The 15,121-nt window shown below is 59.1% G+C and carries 18 protein-coding genes; 17 read left to right on the forward strand and 1 reads right to left on the reverse strand.

What is annotated here, in order from left to right; genetic code table 11:
* Positions 1-44 precede the first annotated feature (44 nt).
* Positions 45-587 carry a glycine zipper 2TM domain-containing protein gene (locus AACY30_RS07495; RefSeq protein WP_015885750.1) on the forward strand — a complete coding sequence of 181 codons (543 nt, stop codon included), beginning with the start codon at positions 45-47 and terminating at the stop codon, positions 585-587.
* A 224-nt stretch (positions 588-811) separates the two neighbouring features.
* Here AACY30_RS07495 and suhB read toward each other — a convergent pair whose 3' ends face one another.
* Complete coding sequence (suhB, locus tag AACY30_RS07500) at positions 812-1,627, reverse strand: type III secretion system regulator SuhB (RefSeq protein ID WP_003175971.1); 816 nt, start codon at positions 1,625-1,627, stop codon at positions 812-814.
* Positions 1,628-1,772: 145 nt separating this feature from the next.
* Between suhB and trmJ the strand changes: the two genes are divergently transcribed.
* The 16 genes from trmJ to hisS all read left to right on the forward strand — a co-directional run bounded on the left by trmJ (position 1,773) and on the right by hisS (position 15,098).
* Entirely contained in the window at positions 1,773-2,543 is a 771-nt protein-coding gene (gene trmJ / locus AACY30_RS07505; protein ID WP_065874520.1) for a tRNA (cytosine(32)/uridine(32)-2'-O)-methyltransferase TrmJ, read from the forward strand.
* Between the two features lie 3 nt (positions 2,544-2,546).
* Positions 2,547-3,332 carry a serine O-acetyltransferase gene (gene cysE / locus AACY30_RS07510; protein WP_339470728.1) on the forward strand — a complete coding sequence of 262 codons (786 nt, stop codon included), beginning with the start codon at positions 2,547-2,549 and terminating at the stop codon, positions 3,330-3,332.
* A 287-nt stretch (positions 3,333-3,619) separates the two neighbouring features.
* Complete coding sequence (gene iscR, locus AACY30_RS07515; protein ID WP_065874522.1) at positions 3,620-4,111, forward strand: Fe-S cluster assembly transcriptional regulator IscR; 492 nt, start codon at positions 3,620-3,622, stop codon at positions 4,109-4,111.
* A gap of 49 nt (positions 4,112-4,160) precedes the next feature.
* Positions 4,161-5,375, forward strand: coding sequence for an IscS subfamily cysteine desulfurase (locus AACY30_RS07520; protein WP_339420553.1), 1,215 nt, complete (start codon positions 4,161-4,163; stop codon positions 5,373-5,375).
* Positions 5,376-5,474: 99 nt separating this feature from the next.
* Entirely contained in the window at positions 5,475-5,861 is a 387-nt protein-coding gene (gene iscU / locus AACY30_RS07525) for a Fe-S cluster assembly scaffold IscU (protein ID WP_339470730.1), read from the forward strand.
* A 28-nt stretch (positions 5,862-5,889) separates the two neighbouring features.
* On the forward strand, positions 5,890-6,213 hold the full coding sequence (iscA, locus tag AACY30_RS07530) for an iron-sulfur cluster assembly protein IscA (RefSeq protein ID WP_003175963.1): 324 nt from the start codon (positions 5,890-5,892) through the stop codon (positions 6,211-6,213).
* An 8-nt stretch (positions 6,214-6,221) separates the two neighbouring features.
* Positions 6,222-6,743 (forward strand): co-chaperone HscB, encoded by a 522-nt coding sequence (hscB, locus tag AACY30_RS07535; RefSeq protein ID WP_339470732.1) that lies wholly within the window; start codon positions 6,222-6,224, stop codon positions 6,741-6,743.
* 51 nt (positions 6,744-6,794) lie between these two features.
* Positions 6,795-8,657 carry a Fe-S protein assembly chaperone HscA gene (gene hscA, locus AACY30_RS07540; protein ID WP_339540086.1) on the forward strand — a complete coding sequence of 621 codons (1,863 nt, stop codon included), beginning with the start codon at positions 6,795-6,797 and terminating at the stop codon, positions 8,655-8,657.
* 3 nt (positions 8,658-8,660) lie between these two features.
* Complete coding sequence (gene fdx / locus AACY30_RS07545) at positions 8,661-9,002, forward strand: ISC system 2Fe-2S type ferredoxin (RefSeq protein ID WP_015885743.1); 342 nt, start codon at positions 8,661-8,663, stop codon at positions 9,000-9,002.
* A 14-nt stretch (positions 9,003-9,016) separates the two neighbouring features.
* On the forward strand, positions 9,017-9,217 hold the full coding sequence (iscX, locus tag AACY30_RS07550; RefSeq protein ID WP_032879605.1) for a Fe-S cluster assembly protein IscX: 201 nt from the start codon (positions 9,017-9,019) through the stop codon (positions 9,215-9,217).
* A gap of 92 nt (positions 9,218-9,309) precedes the next feature.
* Positions 9,310-9,735, forward strand: coding sequence for a nucleoside-diphosphate kinase (gene ndk, locus AACY30_RS07555; RefSeq protein WP_003175956.1), 426 nt, complete (start codon positions 9,310-9,312; stop codon positions 9,733-9,735).
* Positions 9,736-9,764: 29 nt separating this feature from the next.
* Entirely contained in the window at positions 9,765-10,913 is a 1,149-nt protein-coding gene (rlmN, locus tag AACY30_RS07560; protein WP_049711635.1) for a 23S rRNA (adenine(2503)-C(2))-methyltransferase RlmN, read from the forward strand.
* A gap of 12 nt (positions 10,914-10,925) precedes the next feature.
* Positions 10,926-11,684, forward strand: a complete 759-nt coding sequence (gene pilW, locus AACY30_RS07565; protein ID WP_339470735.1) for a type IV pilus biogenesis/stability protein PilW — start codon at positions 10,926-10,928, stop codon at positions 11,682-11,684.
* Positions 11,684-12,673 (forward strand): RodZ family helix-turn-helix domain-containing protein, encoded by a 990-nt coding sequence (locus AACY30_RS07570; RefSeq protein WP_339540087.1) that lies wholly within the window; start codon positions 11,684-11,686, stop codon positions 12,671-12,673. Before pilW ends, AACY30_RS07570 begins: the two co-directional genes overlap by 1 nt.
* Before the next feature lie 2 nt (positions 12,674-12,675).
* Positions 12,676-13,785, forward strand: coding sequence for a flavodoxin-dependent (E)-4-hydroxy-3-methylbut-2-enyl-diphosphate synthase (gene ispG, locus AACY30_RS07575; protein WP_099585613.1), 1,110 nt, complete (start codon positions 12,676-12,678; stop codon positions 13,783-13,785).
* A 23-nt stretch (positions 13,786-13,808) separates the two neighbouring features.
* A complete protein-coding gene (gene hisS, locus AACY30_RS07580) occupies positions 13,809-15,098 on the forward strand; it encodes a histidine--tRNA ligase (protein WP_049711638.1) in 1,290 nt (429 codons plus the stop codon).
* The last annotated feature ends 23 nt before the right edge of the window (positions 15,099-15,121 follow it).

Here is a 15,121-nt window from a genome sequence, read left to right on the forward strand (position 1 = left end):
AGCGCGGATCGTTCGGTCCGTTTGTGATGGTCAGGAGGTTCAACGTGAACAAGTCGTTACTGGTTGGTGCGGTATTGGGTGCTGTCGGTGTGACTGCCGGGGGTGCTGTCGCCACCTACAGCCTGGTAAAAAGCGGCCCTGAGTATGCGCAAGTGCTGGCGGTGCAGCCGGTGAAAACCCAGATCAAAACCCCGCGTGAGGTCTGCAAGGACGTCGCGGTAACCCGGCAGAAGCCGGTGCAGGATCAGCATCAGATCGTCGGTACCGTGGTCGGTGCGCTGGCCGGTGGCCTGCTGGGCAATCAGGTCGGTGGCGGCAATGGTAAGAAGCTGGCTACCGTGGCCGGTGCGGTCGGCGGTGGTTATGCCGGTAACAAGGTTCAGGAAGGCATGCAGAACCGCGATACCTACACCACTACCCAGACTCGCTGTAACACCGTCAACGACATCAGCGACAAGGTTGTCGGCTATGATGTGCGTTACACCTTGGATGGCAAGGAAGGCTCGGTGCGTATGGATCGTGATCCAGGCGGCCAGATTCCAGTCGACAAGGAAGGGCGTTTGGTGCTGGGCCAGAATCAGCAGTAATCCCAAGCCTGGTACAGATGCAAAAATGTGTGTGGGTTGAAAAATGTGGGAAGGGGCTTGTCCCCGATTGCGGTGGTTCAGTCAGCTTATTAGGTGCTGGCCCACTGCAATCGGGGTCAGACCCCTTCCCACAATTGATTTGTGTTGTTGCTGTAGTTGCGGCAAGCCTCAAATCCCAGGCATAAAAAAAGCACCCCTAAGGGTGCTTTTTTGTGCCTGCTCGCTTAACGCTTCAGCGAAGCCGGCAGGTGCGGCTGGATCGCGGTCAGCACTGCCTTGAAGCATTTGGTGTTGCCGGCAACCACGTGGCCTTTCTCCAGGAAGTCGTGACCACCGGTGAAGTCGCTCACCAGGCCGCCAGCTTCTTGAATCAGCAGGGCGCCTGCCGCCATGTCCCATTCGGACAGGCCCGACTCCCAGAACGCATCAAAACGACCAGCAGCCACATAAGCCAAGTCCAGGCTAGCTGCGCCAGCGCGACGGATACCAGCGGTCTGGCCAACCAGGGCGCGGAACATGCCCAGGTAGTTTTCCAGGTTGTCCATCTGGTCGTCACGGAACGGGAAGCCGGTACCCAGCAGGGCGCCGTCGAGGCTGGTGCGACCGCTGACGCGCAGGCGACGACCGTTCAGTTGGGCGCCACGGCCACGGCTGGCGGTGAATTCTTCCTGGCGGACCGGGTCCAGCACAACAGCGTGTTCCAGGCGGCCACGGTATTTGCACGCGATGCTCACGGCAAAGTGCGGGATGCCGCGCAGGAAGTTCGTGGTGCCATCCAGTGGGTCGATGATCCACAGGTAGTCTTCGCCTTCGCCGCTACCTTTGTGCAGGCCGGTTTCTTCACCGAGAATGCCGTGGGTAGGGTAGGCCTTGCGCAGAGCGTCGATGATTTTCTGTTCGGCGGCGCGATCCACCTCGGATACATAATCCTTGGCGTCTTTTTCGTCGACCTTGATGGTATCCAGGCGCTCGATGGAGCGGAAGATCAATTCACTGGCGCTGCGGGCGGCGCGCAGCGCGATATTCAGCATGGGCTGCATGGATAGGTCACCTAAGGTTGTTAAAGAAAGCCGAGCAGTTTAGCAGAAACTTTCTTCAGGTGAAGGACGACGTTAGCTTTCATGGCATAACCTTAGGCTGTTCTGTAAGATTTGCTCCCCTTTCCCGTGTCCGAGAGCGCCTCCCTTGCTGCAAAACATTCGTGTCGTCTTGGTCAATACCAGTCATCCCGGCAACATCGGTGGGGTGGCGCGAGCCATGAAAAACATGGGGCTGACGCGCCTGGTGCTGGTCGAGCCGCGCCTGTTCCCGCATCACGAGGCCGATGCTCGCGCGTCCGGCGCCAATGATCTCCTGGAAAAAGCCCAGGTCGTTGCCACCTTGGAAGACGCCTTGGTCGGCTGCAACCTGGTGCTCGGCACCAGCGCCCGCGACCGTCGCATCCCTTGGCCGCTGCTGGATCCGCGCGAGTGCGGCACCAAAGTGGTGGAAGAGGCCGCCGGCGGCGCTGAAATCGCCTTGGTATTCGGGCGTGAAGATTCCGGCCTGACCAATGAAGAGCTGCAGCGATGTCATTACCACGTGCACATTCCATCAGACCCTGAGTTCAGCTCGCTGAATCTCGGGGCAGCGGTGCAGGTGTTAACTTACGAAGTGCGCATGGCCTGGCTGGCTGCTGAGGGGCAGCCTAGCAAAGTGGAAAAGGATGAAGTCGCATCGACCAAAAGTGGCGAGTTGGCCACCATGGACGAGTTGGAGCGATTCTATGAGCACCTGGAGCAAACCCTGGTGGCCATCGAATTCCTCGATCCGGACAAGCCCCGGCACTTGATGGCGCGCCTGCGTCGCCTGTACGGACGCAGTTCAGTGAGCCGAGCCGAAATGAATATATTGCGTGGCATCCTCACGGAAACCCAGAAAGCGGCCCGTGGCGAGCTTCTTAAGCGGAAGGATTAAAAAATGTTCGAGCGTTTGCGAGAAGATATCCAGAGTGTTTTCCATCGTGACCCGGCGGCGCGCAACGCCTTTGAAGTGCTGACCTGCTACCCCGGCATGCACGCGATTTGGATTCACCGCCTGTCCGGCGCGTTGTGGGGCATGGGCTGGAAATGGCTGGCGCGATTGGTGTCGAACTTTGGGCGCTGGCTGACCGGGATTGAGATTCATCCGGGTGCCAAAGTGGGCCGCCGCTTCTTCATCGATCATGGCATGGGCATCGTGATTGGCGAGACTGCCGAGATCGGCGATGACGTGACGCTCTATCAGGGCGTGACCTTGGGTGGCACAAGCTGGAACAAAGGCAAGCGTCACCCGACACTGGGTGATGGCGTGGTGGTGGGGGCGGGCGCCAAGGTGCTCGGCCCGTTCACCGTCGGCGCCGGTGCCAAGGTGGGTTCCAATGCCGTGGTGACCAAGGCCGTGCCGCCTGGCGCGACCGTTGTTGGCATTCCTGGTCGCATCATCGTCAAGCCGGAAGTCGGCGACGAGCAGGAAGCCAAGCGCAAGGCCATGGCCGAGAAGATCGGTTTCGATGCCTATGGTGTCAGCGAAGACATGCCCGACCCGGTGGCGCGCGCCATTGGCCAGTTGCTTGACCACCTGCAAGCGGTGGACGGCAAGCTGGAGGGTATGTGCGGTGCGTTGAAGGATCTGGGTAGCCCTTACTGCGCGAAGGATCTGCCTGAGTTGCGCGAGGAAGACTTTGCCGAGATCAAGGACGAAGCCGCCACCACCAAGGCTGGCTGAACGCGTTGCCCAGTGGGGGCTGGCTTGCCTGCGATAGCGGTATGCCAGCTACCCCGTGTGGTGCTGATCCACCGCTATCGCAGGTAAGCTAGCTCCCCTATTTGATATCCTCTGGCCTTACAATTTCCGTTCGACCTTGTTGCCGCTGTTCGTCCCCACCCCATCCTGCTATGATTCGCGCGCCCTTTTTACGGGTAATCCTGACTAAAGTACTAGGTCTTATAGTTGACTTAAATACTCGGGAATCGCATACTTGCTCCCATTCTGAAACACCTTGGTACTTGTCCATGAGACTGACTACAAAAGGCCGATACGCGGTGACCGCCATGCTTGACCTGGCCTTGCACGCGCAAACTGGGCCTGTGTCCCTGGCCGATATCTCCGAGCGCCAAGGCATTTCCCTGTCCTACCTCGAGCAGCTGTTCGCCAAGTTGCGCCGTAGCAATCTGGTTTCCAGCGTGCGTGGTCCGGGTGGCGGCTATCAACTGTCCCGCGACATGCAGGGCATCCAGGTGGCTCAGGTGATCGACGCGGTCAACGAATCCGTCGACGCGACCAAATGCCAGGGCCAGGGTGATTGCCACGCTGGCGACACCTGCCTGACGCACCACTTGTGGTGCGATCTGAGCCTGCAGATCCATGAGTTTTTGAGTGGTATCAGCTTGGCTGATCTTGTGACTCGCCGTGAGGTACAAGAAGTAGCCCAGCGTCAGGACCAGCGCCGTTGCAACACCAAGGCGCCGCGTCTGGACAAGATTGAAGCGTCCGCCGTCGAGTGACAGCCGAAGAGCTAACGGCACGCCAGCCAGCCTGATTAGGAGAAAGTCCATGAAATTGCCGATTTACCTTGATTACTCAGCGACCACCCCGGTTGACCCGCGTGTCGCGCAAAAGATGAGCGAGTGCCTGCTGGTTGACGGAAACTTCGGCAACCCTGCCTCCCGTTCCCACGTATTCGGCTGGAAAGCTGAGGAAGCGGTCGAGAACGCCCGTCGCCAGGTCGCCGATCTGGTTGGCGCAGACCCGCGTGAAATCGTCTGGACCTCCGGTGCCACCGAGTCCGACAACCTGGCAATCAAGGGTGCGGCGCATTTCTACGCGACCAAAGGCAAACACCTGATCACCACCAAGATTGAGCACAAGGCTGTCCTCGACACCATGCGCCAACTGGAGCGTGAAGGTTTCGAGGTGACCTACCTTGAGCCAACCACCGACGGTATCGTCACCCCGGCGATGATCGACGCCGCGATGCGTGAAGACACCATCCTAGTTTCCGTGATCCACGTGAACAACGAAATCGGCACCATCAACGACATCGCGGCCATTGGCGAGTTGACCCGTTCCAAGGGCATCCTACTGCACGTCGATGCTGCTCAGTCCACCGGCAAGGTCGACATCGATCTGTCGAAACTGAAAGTCGACCTGATGTCGTTCTCTGCCCACAAGACCTACGGCCCGAAAGGCATCGGCGCCCTGTACGTGAGCCGTAAGCCACGTGTGCGCATCGAAGCCGCCATGCACGGCGGCGGTCACGAGCGCGGCATGCGTTCTGGCACTTTGGCGACCCACCAGATCGTTGGCATGGGCGAAGCCTTCCGCGTAGCCAAGGAAGACATGGCTGCCGAAAACGTGCGCATCAAGGCACTCAGCGATCGCTTCTATAAGCAGGTCGAGAACCTTGAAGAGCTGTACGTCAACGGCAGCATGACCGCCCGCGTACCGCACAACCTGAATTTGAGCTTCAACTATGTCGAAGGCGAGTCCCTGATCATGGCGCTCAAGGACCTGGCGGTTTCGTCCGGTTCGGCCTGTACCTCGGCCTCGCTTGAGCCTTCGTATGTTTTGCGCGCCCTGGGCCGCAACGACGAACTGGCGCACAGCTCTATCCGCTTTACGTTCGGCCGCTTCACCACCGAAGAGCAAATCGACTACGCCGCGCAGAAAGTTTGCGAAGCCGTCAACAAGCTGCGCGTTCTGTCGCCGCTGTGGGACATGTACAAAGACGGTGTCGATATTTCCAAGATCGAGTGGGCGGCACACTAACTATAGAAGCCGCCACCCCAGCTCTGTAGGAACGTGGCGGAAAACGCAGGCGTTTCTACAGGGTTCCAGAGCGGCCCTGATGAGTGAGGATTCAGTACCATGGCTTACAGCGAAAAGGTCATCGACCACTACGAAAACCCGCGCAACGTCGGCAAGATGAACGCGCAAGACCCTGATGTCGGCACCGGCATGGTTGGCGCTCCGGCGTGCGGCGATGTGATGCGCCTGCAGATCAAGGTTAACGACGCTGGCGTTATCGAAGACGCTAAGTTCAAGACTTACGGCTGCGGTTCGGCCATCGCCTCCAGCTCCCTGGCGACCGAATGGATGAAAGGCAAGACCCTGGATGAGGCTGTCACTATCAGCAACACCCAGCTGGCCGAAGAACTGGCGTTGCCGCCCGTGAAAATCCACTGCTCGGTACTCGCAGAAGACGCCATCAAGGCGGCCGTTCGCGACTACAAGCAGAAGAAAGGCTTGATCTAAGCATTTGGCGACAGGTAAGGAGTCAACGATGGCTATCAGCATGACAGAAGCGGCTGCGCAGCACATTCGCCGCTCCCTGAATGGGCGCGGTAAAGGTGAGGGGATTCGTCTGGGTGTTCGCACCACGGGCTGTTCCGGCCTTGCCTACGTGCTGGAGTTTGTCGACGAGGTGGTTGCGGAAGACCAGGTGTTCGAAAGTCACGGCGAGAAAGTGATCATCGACCCTAAAAGCCTGACCTACCTGGACGGCACCGAGCTCGATTTCGTCAAGGAAGGGTTGAACGAAGGCTTCAAGTTCAACAACCCCAACGTACGCGGTGAATGTGGCTGCGGCGAAAGCTTCAACATCTGAGGCTATTCGTGGGCACTCCTTGTCATTTCGCTTTATTCGAGCTGCAGCCGAGCTTTCGGCTGGACCTTGAGCAGCTTGCTACGCGCTACCGCGAATTGGCGCGTAGCGTGCATCCGGACCGCTTCGCTGACGCTTCCGAGCGTGAGCAACGCCTGGCGCTGGAGCAATCGGCCAGCCTCAACGAAGCCTATCAGACGCTGAAAAACCCACCCAAGCGCGCGCGTTACCTGCTCGCGATGAACGGTGGCGAGTTGCCGCTTGAAGTCACGGTGCACGACCCCGACTTCCTGATGCAGCAGTTGCAGTGGCGCGAAGAACTCGAAGACTTGCAGGACGAAGCCGATGTGGCTGGCGTCGCGGTCTTCAAGCGTCGTCTGAAAGTGGCCCAGGATGAGCTCAACGAAAGCTTCGCAGCTTGTTGGGATGATGCAGCGCAACGCGAACAGGCCGAACGCCTGATGCGGCGCATGCAGTTCCTCGACAAGCTCACCTACGAAGTGCGCCAGCTAGAAGAGCGCCTCGACGATTAATCCAGTGCTGCCCGTGATGCACGCCTGATAGACAGATAAGACCTGATTACCATGGCCCTACTGCAAATCGCCGAACCCGGCCAAAGCCCCCAACCGCACCAGCGTCGCCTGGCGGTCGGGATTGACCTGGGCACCACCAATTCCCTGGTTGCTGCCTTGCGCAGCGGCCTGTCCGAACCGCTGCCCGACGCCGATGGCCAGGTTATCTTGCCGTCCGCCGTGCGCTATCACGCTGATCGCACCGAAGTCGGTGAGTCGGCTAAATTGGCAGCGTCTACCGATCCTTTGAACACTGTACTGTCGGTCAAACGCTTGATGGGTCGCGGGCTGTCCGACGTCAAGCAGCTGGGCGACCAACTGCCGTACCGCTTTATCGGTGGCCAATCCCATATGCCGTTTATCGACACCGTCCAGGGCCCGAAAAGCCCGGTGGAAGTGTCGGCCGATATCCTCAAGGTGCTGCGCCAGCGTGCAGAAACCACCTTGGGCGGCGAACTGGTAGGGGCGGTGATCACCGTGCCGGCCTATTTCGATGACGCCCAGCGCCAAGCCACCAAGGACGCGGCGAAACTTGCCGGTCTAAACGTGCTGCGCCTCCTCAATGAGCCAACCGCAGCCGCTGTGGCCTACGGTTTGGACCAGCATGCCGAAGGCCTGGTTGCCATTTACGACCTGGGCGGCGGCACCTTTGATATCTCGATCCTGCGCCTGACTGGCGGTGTCTTCGAAGTCCTGGCCACCGGTGGTGATACTGCCTTGGGCGGAGATGACTTCGATCACGCCATCGCGGGCTGGATCATCACCAGCGCCGGCTTGTCTGCCGACCTGGACCCGGGCGAGCAGCGCAACCTGCTGCAAACCGCCTGTGCCGCCAAGGAAGCGCTGACGGAGGCTGCATTTGTTGAAGTGTCCTACGGCACTTGGTCGGCCCAGCTGACGCGCGAAGCTTTCGATGCGTTGATCGAGCCGATGGTCGCCCGTAGCCTGAAAGCCTGTCGCCGCGCTGTGCGTGATTCCGGTATCGAGCTGGAAGATGTCGGTGCCGTGGTCATGGTCGGTGGTTCCACCCGTGTGCCGCGCGTTCGTGACGCTGTCGCTGAAGCCTTTGGTCGCCAGCCGCTGACTGAAATCGACCCGGATCAAGTGGTCGCCATTGGTGCCGCGATCCAGGCCGATACCCTGGCCGGCAACAAGCGCGATGGCGGCGAGCTGCTGCTGCTTGACGTGATTCCGTTGTCCCTGGGGCTGGAAACCATGGGCGGTTTGATGGAGAAGGTGATTCCACGTAACACCACCATTCCTGTCGCCCGCGCCCAAGACTTTACTACTTACAAAGATGGCCAGACGGCCATGATGATCCATGTGTTGCAAGGCGAGCGCGAGCTGATCAGCGATTGCCGCTCCCTGGCGCGTTTTGAATTGCGCGGTATTCCGGCGATGGTGGCTGGTGCGGCGAAGATTCGCGTGACGTACCAGGTGGATGCCGACGGCCTGCTCAGCGTGGCCGCCCGTGAACTGGCGTCAGGCGTTGAAGCCAGCATCCAGGTAAAGCCGTCCTACGGCCTCACCGATGGCGAAATCGCCAAGATGCTCAAGGACTCGTTCCAGTATGCCGGTGACGACAAGGTCGCCCGCGTATTGCGCGAGCAACAGGTCGACGCCCAGCGTCTGCTCGAAGCGGTGCAGGGCGCCCTGGATGCTGACGGTGAGCGCCTGTTGGACGCCGAAGAGCGCATGGTCATCGACCTGCAGATGCAGGAGCTGGCCGAACTGATGAAAGGCACCGATGGTTACGCCATCGAGCAGCAGACCAAGCGTCTGTCACAAGTGACCGATGCCTTTGCCGCCCGCCGCATGGACCAGTCGGTAAAAGCTGCCCTGGCGGGACGCAACCTGAATGAAATCGAGGAATAATTAATGCCGCAGGTCATTTTTCTGCCACACGCCGAGCACTGCCCGGACGGTATGGTCGTGGAGGCTGAGACCGGCAAGTCCATCCTCGAAGTTGCCCATGACAACCACATCGAGATCGAAAGCGCCTGCGGCGGTGTGTGCGCCTGCACGACGTGCCACTGCGTGATCCGCGAGGGCTTCAACAGCCTTGAAGAGGCAGATGAGCTGGAAGAGGACTTTCTTGACCGCGCGTGGGGCCTGGAAGCGACTTCGCGTCTAAGCTGTCAGGCAAAGGTCGGGACGGAAGACATTACCGTCGAAATTCCGAAATATTCCCTCAACCATGCAGCCGAAGCGCCGCATTGATTCAAGGAAATGTCATGAGCCTGAAATGGGTTGATGTACAAGAAATCGCTATACAACTTGCTGAAGCTCATCCTGAGGTCAATCCTCTTACGGTCAACTTCGTCAAGCTGCGCAATCTGGTAATGGCGCTGCCGGACTTCGACGATATCCCTGACCGGGGTGGCGAAAAGGTCCTGGAGGCGATTCAAGGCCTGTGGATCGAAGAAGCAGACTGAACCGCCTTTTTACGCAGTTAGGCAATACCCAATAACCCGCGTATAATTCGCGGGTTTAATTTTTCGTAAATTACCGTTTCTGGAGTTACACCATGGCTGTTCAACGTACTTTCTCCATCATCAAGCCTGACGCTGTTGCAAAAAACGTCATCGGCGAGATCACCACTCGTTTCGAAAAAGCCGGCCTGAAGGTTGTAGCTTCGAAACTCAAGCAACTGTCCAAAGCTGAAGCTGAAGGCTTCTACGCTGAGCACAGCGCTCGTGGCTTCTTCGGCGACCTGGTGGCCTTCATGATCTCCGGTCCTGTTGTTGTTCAGGTTCTGGAAGGCGAAAATGCTATCGCTCTGAACCGTGAGCTGATGGGCGCTACCAACCCTAAAGAAGCAGCTGCCGGCACTATCCGTGCTGACTTCGCTGAATCCATCGACGCCAACGCTGTACACGGTTCGGACTCCGAAGCCGCTGCTGCTCGCGAAATCTCGTACTTTTTCGCTGCTACTGAAGTAACCGCTCGCTAAGCATTGGCTTAAAGAGTGAGGGTGAATCCATGACTACATCGACTGTGAAAACCAACCTGCTGGGTCTGACTCAGCCGGAAATGGAGAAATTCTTCGACTCAATCGGGGAGAAGCGCTTCCGTGCCGGTCAGGTAATGAAATGGATTCACCACTTTGGCGTCGACGATTTCGACGCCATGACGAACGTCAGCAAGGCCCTGCGCGACAAGCTCAAGGCCATTGCTGAGGTCCGTGGTCCCGAGGTTGTCAGCGAGGACATCTCCACCGACGGCACCCGTAAATGGGTGGTGCGTGTGGCGTCCGGCAGTTGCGTCGAGACCGTGTACATTCCCCAGGGCAAACGTGGCACTTTGTGCGTTTCGTCCCAGGCAGGCTGTGCCCTGGACTGCAGTTTCTGCTCCACCGGCAAGCAAGGCTTCAATAGCAACCTCACCGCCGCTGAAGTCATCGGCCAGGTGTGGATTGCCAACAAATCCTTTGGCAGCGTCCCGGCGACCGTCGACCGTGCCATCACCAACGTGGTGATGATGGGCATGGGTGAGCCGCTGCTGAACTTCGACAACGTGATCGCGGCCATGCACCTGATGATGGACGACCTGGGCTACGGCATCTCCAAGCGCCGTGTGACCCTTTCGACCTCTGGCGTGGTGCCGATGATCGATGAGCTGGCCAAGCACATCGACGTCTCCCTGGCGTTGTCGCTGCACGCACCGAATGACGCATTGCGTAACCAATTGGTGCCAATCAACAAGAAGTATCCGCTTAAGATGCTGCTCGAATCTTGCCAGCGCTACATGGCAACGTTGGGCGAGAAGCGCGTGTTGACCATTGAGTACACCATGCTCAAGGACATCAATGACAAGGTCGAGCACGCGGTCGAGATGATCGAACTGCTCAAGAACACCCCGTGCAAGATCAACCTGATTCCGTTTAACCCGTTTCCCCATTCTGGCTACGAGCGGCCGAGCAACAACGCCATCCGCCGTTTCCAGGATCAACTGCACCAGGCCGGTTACAACGTCACCGTGCGCACCACCCGTGGTGAAGACATCGACGCCGCCTGTGGCCAATTAGTAGGGCAGGTGATGGACCGCACCCGCCGCAGCGAACGTTATATCGCCGGACGCGAACTGAACGCCGCCGACGATTTGCCGCTGATTGCTGTGAATCGAATCTGAGAGAGGATCTCTATGCCCTTGCGCCTTGCGCTGCTTTTGCTTGTTACCGGTCTCGCGGCCGGTTGTGTTTCATCGGGTTATGACAGCCCTATGCACACGGGTAAAGGCCGTGATGAGGCGCGAGTTGCCTATGTGCAATTGGGCATGGGTTACCTGCAGCAAGGCATGAACGAGCAGGCCAAGGTGCCTTTGAAGAAGGCCCTTGAACTGGACAGCGACGATGCTGACGCCAATGGCGCGTTGGCACTGGTGTTCCAGGCCCAGGCCGAGCCTGAACTGGCTGAGCAGTATTTCCTCAAGGCACTCGCCTCAAAACCTGCAGGCCCGCGGCTGCTGAACAATTACGGCAGCTTCCTGTTTGCGCAGAAACGTTATGACCAGGCCGCTCGTTATTTCCAGCAAGCCAGCGCCGATACCCTTTATCCTGAGCGTTCGCGGGTGTTCGAGAACCTCGGGGTGACCTCCATGCGTCTCGGCCAACGCGACAGCGCCCGCCAACAACTGGAAAAAGCCCTGCATTTGAATGGTCGTCAGCCTCGAGCATTGCTCGAAATGGCTGAGTTGTCCTACGAAGACAGGCATTATGTGCCGGCACGTGACTATTACGAGCGTTTTAGCCTGCTCAGCGGGCAAAATGCACGTAGTCTATTGCTCGGTGTGCGCTTGGCGACGGTTCATGAAGAACGCGACACAGCCGCACGTTTTGGCCAGCAACTCGAACGACTCTATCCCGGTACGCCGGAATATCAGCAATACCTGTCGGAGCAATGATGAAAGCGTCGCACCCGGAAGTTGTAGCAGCTAATCGCGTAAACCCAGGCGACACCTTGCGTCAGGCCCGCGAAAGCAATGGTTGGTCGCTGGCGGAAGTGGCCCTCAAGCTCAATTTGACCACGACGTCCCTGGGCAATCTGGAAGCTGGCGCCTTCGATAAGCTGCCTGGGCATACCTTTGCCCGTGGCTATATCCGTGCCTATGCCAAATTGCTGGGTATTGACCAGGCCATATTGGTCCAGCAATTCGATCAATTCACCGGTACCGACTCCCAAGGCAGCAATGTGCATGGCTTGGGTCGAATCGAAGAGCCGGTGCGGGTTTCCCACACTATTTTGCGAATTGTCAGCCTGTTGTTGCTGATTGCTGTCATTGGCGGCGGTTTCGTCTGGTGGCAAGACCAGGCCGCCCAGCGCACCAAGGACATGACCAGCAACGCCATGGAGCACGTCGAAGTCGAAAGCGCCGACGGCACCACTCAGATTCATCCGTTGGATGAGCCCGAAGACCAGGCGGTTGCCGAGGGCCAGGCCGCGCCTGAAGCACCCGTCGCCGAGCAACCCGTACCAGAAGCCGCGCCTGCCACGACCGCCGCCGTACCTGCGACGCCAGCTGCGCCGGCTCACACTCCGGCTGTTCCGGCTGCCCAGCCCCATACATCGACCGCCCCAGTGCAAGCGCCAGCGACAACCACGCCAGCTGCCCCTGCGATTTCGCCGCCCACCACCCCAGCGCTGATCGCAGGTGATGGCCGCGTGCAGATCACCTTCGTCGCTGACTGCTGGACGCAACTCACCGATGGCAATGGCAAAGTGCTGTTCAGCGGTCTGAAGCGTAAGGGAGATAAGCTTGATCAGGGCGGCAAGCCTCCTTTGACGCTGCGTCTGGGCTTCGCCCGGGGCGCGCAGGTGGTCTATAACGGCCAGCCTGTAGACGTGGCGCCGTTCACCAGTGGCGAGACAGCTCGCCTGAAGTTGGGACAATAGTCATGCACGGCGAATCTCCAATCAAACGTCGCGTATCGCGCAAGATCTGGGTCGGCTCGGTGCCGGTGGGTGGCGATGCCCCCATCGCAGTACAAAGCATGACCAACAGCGACACCAATGACGTGGCCGCCACCGTTGCACAGATCAACCGTCTGGAAGCTGCCGGTGTGGACATCGTGCGCGTATCCGTGCCGGACATGGACGCTGCCGAAGCTTTCGGGCGCATCAAGCAACTGGTCAAGGTGCCGTTGGTTGCCGACATTCACTTCGACTACAAGATCGCCCTGCGCGTAGCCGAACTGGGTGTGGATTGCCTGCGGATCAACCCGGGCAACATTGGTCGCGAAGACCGTGTGCGCGCCGTGGTGGACGCTGCCCGTGATCGCGGGATTCCAATCCGCATCGGCGTCAACGCCGGCTCCCTGGAAAAAGACCTGCAAAAGAAGTACGGCGAGCCGACCCCGGCGGCGCTGGTTGAGTCAGCACTGCGCCACGTTGAGCACCTTGAACGCCTGAATTTTCAGGACTTCAAGGTCAGCGTAAAGGCCTCCGACGTCTTCATGGCGGTCGAAGCCTATCGCCTGCTGGCCAAGGAAATCGTACAGCCGCTGCACTTGGGTATCACTGAAGCGGGTGGTTTACGCTCAGGCACAGTGAAATCTGCGGTGGGTCTCGGTATGCTGCTCGCCGAAGGGATTGGCGATACTATCCGCATCTCGCTGGCGGCAGACCCCGTAGAGGAAGTGAAGGTCGGTTACGACATTCTCAAATCCCTGCGTTTGCGTTCCCGTGGCATCAATTTCATTGCCTGCCCTAGCTGCTCGCGGCAGAACTTCGACGTGGTGAAAACCATGAACGATCTGGAATTGCGCCTCGAAGACCTGCTGGTGCCGCTGGATGTTGCAGTGATCGGTTGCGTGGTCAACGGGCCGGGTGAAGCCAAGGAAGCCCATGTGGGCCTGACTGGCGGTACCCCGAACCTGATCTACATCGACGGCAAGCCAGCGCAGAAGTTAACGAATGACAATCTGGTGGATGAGCTCGAAAGACTGATCCGCGAGAAAGCGGCCGAAAAGGTCGCCGCTGACGCAGCGCTGATCGCGCGCGGCTGATTGAACGAATTTAAGGATTTGATGTGAGCAAGTCTCTGCAAGCCATTCGTGGCATGAACGACATCCTGCCGGAGCAGACGCCCCTGTGGCGCTACTTCGAGAGCACTGTCGCGCGCCTGCTGGATAACTACGGTTACAAGCAGATCCGCATGCCGATCGTCGAGTTCACCGAGCTGTTCAAACGCTCCATCGGTGAAGTGACCGACATCGTCGAAAAAGAGATGTACACCTTTGAAGACCGCAACGGCGACTCCCTGACCCTGCGTCCCGAAGGCACTGCTGCATGCGTGCGTGCCGTGCTTGAGCATGGTCTCACCGGTGCTGGCCAGCCTCAGAAGTTGTGGTACATCGGCCCGATGTTCCGCCACGAACGTCCGCAAAAAGGTCGTTATCGCCAGTTCCACCAGATTGGCCTGGAAGTGTTCAACATCGATGGCCCAGACATTGATGCCGAGCTGATCGTATTGACCTGGCGCCTGTGGGGCCTGCTGGGCATCCGCGACGCGGTCAAGCTTGAGCTCAACAGCCTGGGCACCAGCGAATCCCGCGGCCGCTACAAGGTCGCCTTGGTCGAGTACCTGTCGGCTCACCTGGACAAGTTGGACGAAGACAGCCAGCGCCGCCTGAAGACCAACCCGCTGCGCGTGCTGGACACCAAGAACGCCGATACCCAGGCTGTATTGGTCAATGCGCCGAAAATGGCCGATTACCTGGACGACGAATCCCGTATCCACTTCGAGGGCCTCAAGGCTCGCCTGGATGCGGCCGGTATTCCGTTCGTGATCAACACCAAGCTGGTGCGTGGCCTCGATTACTACAGCAAGACCGTGTTCGAGTGGGTCACCGACAAACTCGGCGCCCAGGGCACTGTGTGTGCCGGTGGCCGCTACGACGGCTTGGTCGAGCAGATGGGCGGCAAGCCGACCACGGGTGTGGGCTTCGCCATGGGCATTGAGCGGCTGATCCTGCTGTTGGAAACGCTGGAGCAAGTCCCTGAAGAGATTTCCCGTCAGGTGGACGTGTACCTCTGCGCCTTTGGCGAGGCTGCCGAACTGGCGGCCCTGGCCCTGAGCGAAAAAGTGCGCGACCAACTGCCGAACCTGCGCCTGCAGGTTAATGCCGGCGCTGGCAGCTTCAAGAGCCAGTTCAAGAAGGCCGACAAGAGCGGTGCGCTGTATGCATTGATCCTCGGCGATGACGAGTTGGCCCAGCAAGTGATAGGTTTTAAACCCCTGCGTGGCCAGGGTGAGCAACAGAACATTGCCTTTGATGCGCTCGCTGCGCACTTGGCCACCTGCGTCGTGCAGGGTTGAAGCTGTCGAACAGCCGAATTTAG

Source organism: Pseudomonas sp. RA_5y_Pfl1_P24, from assembly GCF_963970945.1.
Taxonomy (GTDB): Bacteria; Pseudomonadota; Gammaproteobacteria; order Pseudomonadales; family Pseudomonadaceae; genus Aquipseudomonas; species Aquipseudomonas tritici.

Excerpts from the sequence above, each read along its gene's own strand:
- pilW (WP_339470735.1), top strand. The coding sequence starts at position 10,926 with ATGCCCTTGCGCCTTGCGCTGCTTTTGCTTGTTACCGGTCTCGCGGCC.
- iscR (WP_065874522.1), top strand. The coding sequence starts at position 3,620 with ATGAGACTGACTACAAAAGGCCGATACGCGGTGACCGCCATGCTTGAC.
- hscA (WP_339540086.1), top strand. The coding sequence starts at position 6,795 with ATGGCCCTACTGCAAATCGCCGAACCCGGCCAAAGCCCCCAACCGCAC.
- AACY30_RS07520 (WP_339420553.1), top strand. The coding sequence starts at position 4,161 with ATGAAATTGCCGATTTACCTTGATTACTCAGCGACCACCCCGGTTGAC.
- ndk (WP_003175956.1), top strand. The coding sequence starts at position 9,310 with ATGGCTGTTCAACGTACTTTCTCCATCATCAAGCCTGACGCTGTTGCA.
- ispG (WP_099585613.1), top strand. The coding sequence starts at position 12,676 with ATGCACGGCGAATCTCCAATCAAACGTCGCGTATCGCGCAAGATCTGG.
- suhB (WP_003175971.1), bottom strand. The coding sequence starts at position 1,627 with ATGCAGCCCATGCTGAATATCGCGCTGCGCGCCGCCCGCAGCGCCAGT.
- fdx (WP_015885743.1), top strand. The coding sequence starts at position 8,661 with ATGCCGCAGGTCATTTTTCTGCCACACGCCGAGCACTGCCCGGACGGT.
- AACY30_RS07570 (WP_339540087.1), top strand. The coding sequence starts at position 11,684 with ATGAAAGCGTCGCACCCGGAAGTTGTAGCAGCTAATCGCGTAAACCCA.
- iscA (WP_003175963.1), top strand. The coding sequence starts at position 5,890 with ATGGCTATCAGCATGACAGAAGCGGCTGCGCAGCACATTCGCCGCTCC.
- rlmN (WP_049711635.1), top strand. The coding sequence starts at position 9,765 with ATGACTACATCGACTGTGAAAACCAACCTGCTGGGTCTGACTCAGCCG.
- cysE (WP_339470728.1), top strand. The coding sequence starts at position 2,547 with ATGTTCGAGCGTTTGCGAGAAGATATCCAGAGTGTTTTCCATCGTGAC.
- iscX (WP_032879605.1), top strand. The coding sequence starts at position 9,017 with ATGAGCCTGAAATGGGTTGATGTACAAGAAATCGCTATACAACTTGCT.
- iscU (WP_339470730.1), top strand. The coding sequence starts at position 5,475 with ATGGCTTACAGCGAAAAGGTCATCGACCACTACGAAAACCCGCGCAAC.